Source organism: Cuspidothrix issatschenkoi CHARLIE-1 (genome assembly GCF_002934005.1).
GTDB classification, from domain to species: Bacteria; Cyanobacteriota; Cyanobacteriia; order Cyanobacteriales; family Nostocaceae; genus Cuspidothrix; species Cuspidothrix issatschenkoi.
Map to the genome: position 1 here is coordinate 1 of NZ_PGEM01000009.1, position 10696 is coordinate 10696.

At 38.9% G+C, this 10696-nt stretch carries 11 protein-coding genes; 8 read left to right on the plus strand and 3 right to left on the minus strand.

The window, feature by feature from the left end; genetic code table 11:
- Together CUN59_RS21830 and CUN59_RS01410 are read left to right on the plus strand one after the other, a co-directional pair.
- On the plus strand, positions 1–177 hold a 177-nt coding region (locus tag CUN59_RS21830; protein ID WP_497706899.1), incomplete at its 5' end, for a 2Fe-2S iron-sulfur cluster-binding family protein.
- Between the two features lie 200 nt (positions 178–377).
- Entirely contained in the window at positions 378–2186 is a 1809-nt protein-coding gene (locus CUN59_RS01410; RefSeq protein ID WP_104386165.1) for a bifunctional serine/threonine-protein kinase/formylglycine-generating enzyme family protein, read from the plus strand.
- Positions 2187–2289: 103 nt separating this feature from the next.
- On the opposite strand, the gene CUN59_RS01415 is transcribed toward CUN59_RS01410, so the two are convergent.
- Positions 2290–2715 carry a hypothetical protein gene (locus CUN59_RS01415; RefSeq protein ID WP_104386166.1) on the minus strand — a complete coding sequence of 142 codons (426 nt, stop codon included), beginning with the start codon at positions 2713–2715 and terminating at the stop codon, positions 2290–2292.
- Positions 2716–3458: 743 nt separating this feature from the next.
- On the opposite strand from CUN59_RS01415, the gene CUN59_RS01420 reads away from it, so the two are divergent.
- Together CUN59_RS01420 and CUN59_RS01425 are read left to right on the plus strand one after the other, a co-directional pair.
- A complete protein-coding gene (locus tag CUN59_RS01420; RefSeq protein WP_104386167.1) occupies positions 3459–5315 on the plus strand; it encodes a S8 family peptidase in 1857 nt (618 codons plus the stop codon).
- A gap of 155 nt (positions 5316–5470) precedes the next feature.
- A complete protein-coding gene (locus tag CUN59_RS01425) occupies positions 5471–5698 on the plus strand; it encodes a hypothetical protein (RefSeq protein ID WP_104386168.1) in 228 nt (75 codons plus the stop codon).
- A gap of 98 nt (positions 5699–5796) precedes the next feature.
- Here the strand turns inward: CUN59_RS01425 and CUN59_RS01430 are convergent, their stop codons facing one another.
- Entirely contained in the window at positions 5797–7074 is a 1278-nt protein-coding gene (locus tag CUN59_RS01430; protein ID WP_104386171.1) for a glycosyltransferase family protein, read from the minus strand.
- A gap of 187 nt (positions 7075–7261) precedes the next feature.
- Here CUN59_RS01430 and CUN59_RS21245 point away from each other — a divergent pair, with 187 nt between their 5' ends.
- Positions 7262–7408 carry a hypothetical protein gene (locus CUN59_RS21245; RefSeq protein WP_165790137.1) on the plus strand — a complete coding sequence of 49 codons (147 nt, stop codon included), beginning with the start codon at positions 7262–7264 and terminating at the stop codon, positions 7406–7408.
- A gap of 91 nt (positions 7409–7499) precedes the next feature.
- Here the strand turns inward: CUN59_RS21245 and hemW are convergent, their stop codons facing one another.
- Positions 7500–8684, minus strand: coding sequence for a radical SAM family heme chaperone HemW (gene hemW / locus CUN59_RS01435; protein ID WP_104386169.1), 1185 nt, complete (start codon positions 8682–8684; stop codon positions 7500–7502).
- A gap of 231 nt (positions 8685–8915) precedes the next feature.
- Between hemW and CUN59_RS01440 the strand changes: the two genes are divergently transcribed.
- The 3 genes from CUN59_RS01440 to CUN59_RS22725 form a co-directional block, all read left to right on the plus strand.
- A complete protein-coding gene (locus tag CUN59_RS01440) occupies positions 8916–9992 on the plus strand; it encodes a PIN/TRAM domain-containing protein (protein WP_104386170.1) in 1077 nt (358 codons plus the stop codon).
- 245 nt (positions 9993–10237) lie between these two features.
- A complete protein-coding gene (locus CUN59_RS21250) occupies positions 10238–10396 on the plus strand; it encodes a hypothetical protein (RefSeq protein ID WP_165790138.1) in 159 nt (52 codons plus the stop codon).
- A 124-nt stretch (positions 10397–10520) separates the two neighbouring features.
- Positions 10521–10696 (plus strand): UPF0175 family protein (locus CUN59_RS22725; protein WP_497706900.1); only part of this gene is annotated, 176 nt, incomplete at its 3' end.

Sequence of the window (10696 nt, forward strand, 5' to 3'; positions counted from 1 at the left end):
GCTAAACTTATCAATGGAGTAATTGATCAAAGTGAGCAAAAATTTCTTCGTCCCCAGGAAATTGCCGCAGGATATGTAGTTACCTGTGTTAGCTATCCCTTATCTGATTGTGTATTAGAAACCCATCAAGAACAGGTGTTATATAAATCCTCTCTTTACTATAGCAATGGACAATGAGGAAACGTCTAAAGGGTTTTACTTCTGACTCGGTGACTTCTGACTCCTGACTACTGCCATACAACCATAATCAAACTTTTGTGCTGTGGGAATCTTGCTCGCAAAAAGTGTACCTCATACCTTCGCAAACTGCTGTACAGGGTAAGTTTAGGAAACGCTCAAACTTGTCCCATCCTACATTAATAGACTACAGTAAATTTATGCTAGTTGGTGTAACTCTACGTAACCGTTTTAAAATCATTAAAAAACTGGGTAGTGGTGGTTTTGGGGACACTTACCTAGCAGAAGATATAGACTGTAAAAACCATCCTTGTGTAGTTAAGCATTTACAATTAAAACCACCTAACACCGCGGACGCACTACCCATAGCTCAAAGATTATTTGCAACTGAAGCAGAAGTATTATATAAACTAGGGACACATGATCAAATACCTACACTCTATGCTGACTTTGAAGTTAATGGACAATTTTATTTAGTACAAGAATTAATTCGCGGCCATGATTTAACAAAAGAGATTTATCCTGGAAATAAATTAACGGAAGCAGCAGCTAAACAATTATTAATTGATATCCTAGAAATCTTAGCATTTGTCCAACAAAAACAAATTATTCACCGCGACATCAAGCCCCAAAATATCATGCGTCGTCAAGATGGTAAAATTATCTTGATAGATTTTGGTGCAGTTAAAGAAATTACTACCCTCCATGTCACCATTCCTGGACATCAACCCCGTTCAATTACTGCTGGTACTATTGGTTATATGCCTAGTGAACAATTTCAAGGACACCCAAAGTTATCTAGTGATATTTATGCGGTGGGAATGTTAATAATTTACGGAATTACAGGAATACAACCCCATGAGTTACCTGAAGATCCCACCAATGGTGAGATAATTTGGCGAAATCGGGCAGATGTGAGCAATGGTTTTGCTAAGATATTAACGAAAATGGTACGTTATCATTTTAGTGAACGTTATCAGTCTGCTGAGGAAGTATTACGAGCTTTACAACCATCTGTAAAAACTAAACTAGTTCTACACACCCGTCGTAATTTTCTCCAATATGCCGGTTTATTTACTGGTGGTGTTATTGTTTCTGTAATTGGACAAAATTTATTAACAGCAAATAAAGGTAATACCTCAACTTCAAAAATTAACACTTCCCCAAATACCCCAACTCCAGAAATTACAACTTCAGCAAATAACCTGAAAACCTCTACTTTTGAAGTTGTGAAAACTAACTCCCAAGGAAGTATTATCAGCAGAAGCAACCACTCAGCAAATTACTTTGTAGAAGACTTAGGAAATAGTGTCACCTTAGAAATGGTGGAAATACCAGCAGGTACATTTTACATGGGTTCACCGGAAAATGAGAAGGAAAGATTTTCTGTTGAAGGTCCCCAGCATCAAGTTACAGTACCTCGTTTCTTTATGGCTAGATATCCCTTGACACAAGCACAATATTACACTATTACAGGGAGTAACCCTTCTTACTTTAAAGGTGATAAGCGTCCAGTTGAACAAGTCAGTTGGAATGATGCAGTAGCTTTCTGTGAAAAGTTAAGTCAGAAAACAGGAAAAAAATACCGATTACCCAGTGAAGCACAATGGGAGTATGCTTGTCGAGCAGGGGCAACCACACCATTTTATTTTGGTGAAAGTATTACCCCAAATTTGGTAAACTATGACGGTAATTACCCCTACGCTGATGCTCCTAAAGGTCAATATCGCCGACAAACTACAGAAGTAGGTTCTTTTCCCCCTAATGCCTTTGGTTTGTATGATATGCACGGGAATGTATGGGAATGGTGTTTAGATGACTGGCATGAAAATTATATAAACGCGCCTAAAGATGGCAGTGCTTGGATTAGTCGAATCTATGAAAAGGTTCTACGTAGTGGTTCTTGGCGCGACAATTCTGTATTTTGCCGTTCGGCTTATCGTCTCTCTAGTGATGCGGGTTTCTACGTCAGCCATCTCGGTTTTCGTGTTGTGTGTGTTCCTGCGTGAATTTAAATGAGCTTATTTATCGCTAACGGCAATTTGCTTAATTCGCATAATAATTAACTCCCATATTTCTAGAATTTATCAAGGCTTATAGTTTCATGATTCTTCACTGTGTTTCAATCTGTAAATTCTTCCATGTCTCTTGCAAAAACTTACCCCATTTTGCCGCCAGGGGAACTTCCGTAAACGGTACACGAATTGATTTATTAGTCAATAAAAACTCTAATTCAATTTGACGACCTTTTTGGGGTGGATTTTCTATATCTACTGCATTACCATTGACCAAGAAGCGAATTTCTTGAACATCTAATAAAGAAAAAGTTTCTAAATTAATTGGTCCCTTGGTTGTAGGTTTTCCCCAAGTAATATCCTTACCTTTTTGACCTAATACTGCATAAATATCATATTTAGCACGTTCAAATTGTTCTGCCCAAAGACGATAAGCTTCAAGTTTTTGATATTCCTGTGAACCTTGCCACGCTAACCAGAAAAATGCCACTAATAAAGGCAACCATAAAAGACCACGTTCCATAATTATAACTATGATTTGTGTAATTGTGATGATTATTAATCTCAACTATAACCGTTAGGATTAATGTAATTTACGTAAGATCAATTTTACATCATCTGGCATGGAAAAATCATCATCTGCGTTCATCTGCGTTCATCTGCGTTTAATTTCATAAAAAACACCTACTCTAATCTAGATTTTCCCAAAAATACCATCAGATAAGTTATCGTAGTGAACAAACTGACAAAAAGCGGTATCAGTGGATGTCAACCACCCATTACTTCCCTTCGGGTAAGTGAGGGCTTGTAAAAGCCTAGTTGATCAGACTCAGTTCTTGACCGAACTACGTTAGAGGTAAGAGTTAAAGACCTACCAGGGGATGCGTAGCTAGTTCCCTGCTCTAGAACTTAAAAGTTAAACAGGCTTAAGGGTTAAACCAGTGCTTTTAAGATAGTTACCGACCTCTAACATTGTCAAAGCTAACATTACCCCAGAAATGGGAGGCTCTTCGGAGCAAAATATTCTGTCCACAGTATTTGTTTTACACACTCAAAAAAGACCACTCTTTCCTAATTAATCCGGTAAATCAATTCACAAAGACCGTTACGAATATGGAAAATCAAAGATTTGTTAATTGCTCAACTGTCCCTTTTATTGTTTGTGCTGGCGCACAAAATTACTCCGGGGACGTTTCACAATTAACCCTCCATTCCTCCCATCACCAAACTGAGTACAGTTTTGGTGGGGTTCTCCTGGAGGTTTAGATGAAAAAACTTATATTATTGTGCTTGTTTGTCATCGGACTGACTGCTGCAGTGTGGGGGTTTCTGAATTTCCAAGGACTAGCAGCTAAAGGTGAGTTTGAGACAATTTTGCTCGATTTTCGGGAAGATGTAGCAGAAAACGTCATTCAGGAGAACTTACAAGCGATCGCTCAACAATATCATGTTACTCCCCAACTAGATAATAAATATTCGGCGGCGGATCATGTTTATATTATCAAAGGCGGTGCCTCTGGCGAGCGAAGCTATCGCCAACGACTGACAGAGTTAAGGAAATCTCCCCTTGCTAAAGCCACAGAATTTATTGAACCCAATTACATTTATAAAATTGTCCCCCAAGGGAAACCCACTTGGTTAGGTGAACTATTAGCACCCCAAAATGAAGAACCCAATGCGTCGTTAACTGGCCCAAATGATCAGTATTATAGCAAACAGTGGAATTTGCACAAAATCGGTATAGAAGCAGCATGGAATCGCACTAAAGGCAGTGGTATCACCGTTGCTGTCATTGATACTGGTATTACCAAAGTCCGAGATTTACATGAAACCAAGTTTGTCAAAGGCTATGATTTTGTCAACGATACAGAAGTAGCCAAAGACGATAACGGCCATGGAACTCACGTCGCTGGTACAGTTGCCCAAGCTACCAACAACGCCTATGGTGTGGCAGGGGTTGCCTATGAAGCTAACCTCATGCCTTTAAAAGTGTTAAATGCTGACGGTGCAGGAACAGTAGCCGATATTGCCGAAGCTATCAAATTTGCGGCTGATAATGGTGCAGACATCATTAACATGAGTTTAGGTGGTGGTGGTGCAAGCCAACTTATGCAAGATGCTATTAATTACGCCTATAAAAAAGGTGTAACAATCATAGCTGCTGCCGGGAATGAAAACACCAACGGCGTTAGCTACCCCGCCCGTTATGATCATGTTGTCGGCGTTTCGGCTTTTGGTCCAGACGGAGAAAGAGCATCCTATTCTAACTATGGTGCAGGTGTGGATATTTCCGCCCCTGGTGGCAGTGAAAGCGGGGCTATTCTCCAAGAAACTATTAACGAAGATGGGGAAGGTGTATTTCTCGGACTCCAAGGAACAAGTATGGCTTCTCCCCACGTTGCGGGTGTAGCAGCCTTAGTCAAAGCCTTGGGAATTAAAGAACCCGACGAAATTTTACAGGTTTTGCAACAGTCAGCCAGAGTCATTCAAGAGGACGGTTTAAACTATTATGGGGCGGGACAACTCAACGCCGAAGCGGCGGTTAAATTAGCCAGCGATGGTATCATTAGTGTTCCTGACTTTTTCCGGTGGTTGCGAGAAAACGGCTATCTTAATCCTGGCTTTTGGATAGATGGCGGGGCGATCGCTTTGGTTCCGAAAATATTAATGGTGATCGGTTCTTATCTCCTAGCTTGGTTCTTACGGGTTTACTTCCCCTTTGCTTGGAGTTGGTCATTATCCGGCGGTTTAATTTTCGGTAGTTCCGGTTTATTCTTCCTCAAAGGCATCTACATCTATGATCTTCCCCAATGGCCTTTGCGACTTTTAGGCAGTTCTATCGGTGAAATCGGTAACACTTTACAGGGAACAGACCCATTAAATCCCCTTTTTGCTAGTGTTTTAATTCCCTTTGTTTTAATATCTTTATTGTTAGGACATCCTAGTTGGAAATGGTTTGCCATTGGTTCAAGTTTAGGGATGTCAGCTTTCCTCACAATTAGCGCGATTTACGACCCCGCTATTTGGGGTTTAGGAAATAGCAACCTATCCCGAATTTTCCTCCTCGTCAACGCTTTACTTTGTTACGGACTAGCCCGGTTATCATTGAAAAATGACAAATAGGTAATTGGTAAATTGCTTCTTCTTACCTATTACCTCTTACGACGTTGCTGAATTGAGATATGAAACTCTTACTCGCTGAGACTCTGCGCCTCTGCGTGAAGTAAAATCATATTCTTAATCAGCAACGCCAATAAAATTAATAAAACTTAACTAAAATGAATATTACAGTAACTGGTACTATCGAACGTCGCAATATTGGTCTTGGTGCTTGGGCTTTTGTCACAGATGAAGGCGTAACTTACGAAATCCCCAAAAGTTCTGATAAAAGCCTACTGAAATCAGGACAAAAAGCCAAAATTACAGGAAAAGTTCGAGAAGATTTGATGACAATAGCCATGATTGGTTCTGTTTTAGAGGTTCATTCCTTTGAAGTGATAACGTAATTCACAATAGATATAGATCCCGGACTTCTCAAAGAAGTCCGGGATCTGATTTTATGGTTTTATAGCCGTAAACAATACCGTTAGGACATAAAGCAAAACTAAAACTTAGACACTGAAAGGCTTTTATGACTGTCACCTGCTAACTGTTCTTTTACCAAAATCGCTAACTTTTGTGCTGCACCACCTTCACCCCTAACACGGCGTAAATTATCTTTTATTGCTGCTAATTTATCTGGATTTTTTAACAAATCTAAAACCATTTCTCCTACTTCTGCTGGTTGCAAATTCCCTACTAATTCCGGCACAATTTCTGATTTTGCCCAAATATTTGGCCAAGCTAATAAACCTTTATTTCTGAGAAACCACCAATTAATTATTTTCGCAAAAGATGTACCTATAAATGGTAGATTGGCTAATAAACCTGGTAAACCATCCCAAGAACGCATTGCATCTAATTGTTGAGTCGGTAATAGTACAATCATGGGTACACCTAAAGCCCCTAACTCTGCCGTATTTGCCCCAACTGTAGTTAAGCAAATATCACATTGTGATAATAAATGATAAGCAGGATTTTCTTGTTTCAATTCCACTTTTAAACCTGTGGAAGTAATTAAATAATTATCTATTAAAGATGCACCTTGAAAACCAAAAGCTTTGGTAAACTGGTTATTTTCAGGATTAGCAAAACTTACTAAAGTTGGTAAATTTAAAGTTGGTGCAACGGGAATAAAAAATTGAATTTCTGGTTTTTGACTATGGATATATTCAGCGATCGCTAACATTAAAGGTACACCTTGAGTTAACTTAGCTGGTTTTGAACCTGGTAAAAGTCCAATTAATGCAGCTTGGGATTTTGAATTTTGAGTTTTAGGCTTTATTTCCTCTGCTGCTGCTTCTAACATTAAATCACCGACAATAGAGAATTTATCAGCATATTCAGGAGAAACATTTTTAGCAACTTCCGATTTCATGATAGCAAACTTATCTATAAAACTATGCCAACGTGCTTCCCATTCTGCATAAACTACAGTTTTATATCCTAATTTTTTGCTAATAATTACTGGAAAAACCTGATCACCACCCAGGAATACCACCACACCTTGATGTCTCCATTCCCAATTTTCGGCGGGTTTTCCCCACAATAAAAATTGCCAAAAATGTTCTGCTGCTTGAACTCTATCAACCTCTGAATAAGATTTAGCTATAGCAGATTCTTTTCCAGTCCCATGAGGACAAGGTGATAAAATAACAGAAATTCTCACTTGAGAAACATCATGTCCTAATTGTTCTCTCAACGCTTTGACAACAGGACGCACCCAAGTTGTCACTTCTCCTGGACCATTGGAAAGAATCAGAATATCTACTGGTGTAGTCATGTAATTATTACCTAATTGGTTATCAAATATGATACTATAGATAGGTTTTGTGTAATATTCAATTAAATCTCTAACAAAAATAAATGACAATGTATAATGGTAATTAGTAGCATAAATGGACAATAGCTTCCTTTCTGTTTCTAAAGGGTATCAGGTAAGCTACAGCCTGATTTACTAATAGCAGAATGTGGAAGCTTTGACAAATCAACCTCATTGGGTAAAGCTGATGTCTAAGGAAAAAAAAGGTAATAAAGAAGCTAAAAAGCCTAAAAAAGATCCCAAGGACAAAAAGGAGAAAAAAGACCCAAACAGATATGATGGTCTAGGTAAGTAACTGCATCTAGAAGGATTGTAGAAAATTCATATAGCAATCCTCAGTAAGATGTGAGGATTTCTGCTCTATTTTTGGGCATTGGTAGAAACTCTCATGTTCCCAACTTTTCAAACAACTTTGTCAACATCACATTAGAAAATACAAAACCATCGGGATCGCTAAAACGTAACCTATCGCCGATAATTTGTACCCAACCTGTTTCTAAATATGGCTGCAAACAGCTTTGAATTTTCTCTACTTGATGGTTGCCAAAAGTTGCCGTTAAGGAATTTATACTCACACCTTCGGCTAACCGTAAACCTAGCATTAAAGTTTCTAACAATACATCCTCCCCAGGAGTAACTAGACAGTCAATGACAGCGCCATTTTTTAACCATTGATAATATTCCTGGGTTTTGCGGGGACGGGTAAAGCGTTTACCATCAATATAACTGGCTGCACCCATGCCAAAACCATAATAGGGGCGATTTTGCCAATAAACTCGATTATGCTGGCATTGATGTCCTGGTTGGGCATAGTTGGAAATTTCGTAATGTTCGTAACCTGCATCAGTTAAGGCTTTTTGCCCCATTTGATACATTTTTACCGTTGTTTCATCTGTGGGTAAAGGATGATCTCCCGGTTTGTAATAACGATTGAAGACTGTTCCCGGTTCAATGGTCAGGTCATAGATGGAAATATGAGTTGGTATGGCTGCAATAGCTTGGTTTAAGGAATTTTGCCACTGTTCCAAGGACTGATGCGGTAAGCCAGAAATTAAGTCTAAACTAAATTCGGGAATCTCGACCTTGTGAATTAACTCTACAGCTGTAAAAATATCTACAAGTGAATGCGATCGCCCCGCAGCTTTTAACAATTCTTCTTGGAAGGCTTGAACACCCAAACTGACGCGATTTACTCCTAAGTTGCGATAACCAGTTATATGTGCCAAATCAAACGTTCCTGGGTCAATTTCCATAGAAATTTCCACCCTAGAAGCAATGCCAAATCGCTGTTCTAAGGTTGTTAATATACATTGCAACTGTTCTGGGGATAATAGGGAAGGAGTACCACCACCAAAAAAAATTGTTTCTAAAGGTTGATCATAAATTGGTGCAATTCTGATTTCTTGACATAAAACCTTAACATATTCGGCAATTGTCCCAGAATTTTCACCCCGTGAGCTATCGCCCACCACAAAAACCGGAAAATCGCAATAAAAACACCGTCGCCGACAAAAGGGAATATGCACGTAAGCAGAACGGGGAACTCCCCAACCAATATCTTGTTGACTCATGCCTAGAAATAGTTAATTTAAGTTGACTGTTAAAAATAATGAACATGAGGAGTTTATTTACAAATTTTTATCCTTTTTCCCTAAAAATAATATGTGGTCAAAGCCCTTTGGCTATAATGTTTGCATATTCTGTCTGCCCAAGCAGCTAATATTATTCCATGATCAAAAAGGAGCTAATCAAGCATACTTTACTTCATCACATAAATACCGTTGTAGGAACACAACATAACCATGCTGGATGTCATTATTATTCTCTCATTCATTTTGGCAGCATCGGGGATAGGTTATTTCAGCACCGACTTACTCCCCCCAGGTACTCTTAATGGAGTCAGCGACTTAGAGGCATTACGCTTAGTTTTCGCCGTTTTTGCCGCCATTATCGGTGGTGCAGTGGGGCTAAGTTTCCAGACTACATACCGCCGTCTAGAATCACAAGTCCGGGAAATGCCCCTAGAAGTCATTTTAACCCGTGCCATTGGCTTAGTAATTGGGCTATTACTCGCCAATTTAATGTTAGCCCCGCTATTTTTATTACCCATTCCCCCAGATTTCGGTTTTATTAAACCCCTTGTAGCCGTTGTGGGCAGTATTATCCTCTCTGTCACGGGTATGAACTTAGCAGACACCCACGGACGGGGTTTGTTAAGATTAATCAACCCCAATACTGTGGAAAGTATGGTAGTGGAAGGAACTCTCAAACCTGCCAACACCAAAGTTTTAGATACTAGCTGTATTATAGATGGCCGAATTGAAACATTACTAGAAACAGGATTTTTAGAAGGGTTAATTCTTGTCCCCCAATTTGTTTTGCAAGAGTTACAACAAGTTGCTGATGCTAGTAAAGACCAAAAACGGGTAAGAGGGAGAAGAGGACTAGAAATTCTCAACCGCATTCGAGAAAATTACCCCGAAAGGATTTTAATTAATCCTGTAGAGTATGAAGATACTGCCACCGTTGATGCTAAATTAGTCCGTTTTGCTCAAGAAATCAATGGTACATTATTAACAAATGATTACAACCTATCCAAAGTTGCTAGTGTGCAAAAAGTCCCCGTTTTAAACGTTCACGACTTAGTAAATGCAGTTCGTCCTACCTATTTACCTGGTGATAATCTCGACTTGAAAATTCTCAAAGAAGGGAAAGAACCAAGTCAGGGAATTGGCTATTTAGATGATGGCACAATGGTAGTAGTAGAAGAAGGTAGTCCTTATGTTGGTGGGGAATTGCGCGTTGTAGTCACCAGTGCATTACAAACCTCAGCCGGCAGAATGATTTTTGCCAAACCCCAAGCTTCCGCATTAGCGTAAGGAATATGCTGGGAAAAACTAGAGGCAAACTATACAATCGGTGTAGGGAAACTGCACCGATTTTGTATATGTATAGTTAGCGCTTAATTAGGACAGTTAATGATATACAGCAGTTTGCGAAGGTATGAGGTACACATTTTGCGGGCAAGATGCCCGCACCACAAAAGTTTGATTATGGTTGTACCTCATTTGAATGAAATATGCTGTAATTGTCTTGGTTGTTGGCATTTGATGTTAATAAAAAAATGACACAGGAACTAATAGACCTCAGAAACAGTATTTTAGAACAGCATTATACAGATGCTTTGGCTATTGTAGATGAGTTAGAGGGGATGAGTAAAAAAGCAATTATTGGACAGATTAAATCTTTTTTAAAGGACTTACGCAAAATAGAACGAAAGTAGGGGTAATACCCTTCGGAAAGCAAGCTACATGAATTACCCCTACGAAATAATCAGGGTTGCAGTTACATCTTGCGTAAGTCCTAATTTAATTAAAAATCAAATGATTTATTCAAAGGATAAAAATATGCAAATTACGATTTCCATTCCTGAAGATATTGGTAATCAATTACAGCAGAACTGGGAAAACCTACCACAAAAAGTTTTAGAATCGTTAGCAATAGAAGCTTATAGAAATAGAATCATGAATGTTGTACAAATTCAACAATTACTCAAGTTTTCTTCATTGTCAGAAACTGAACA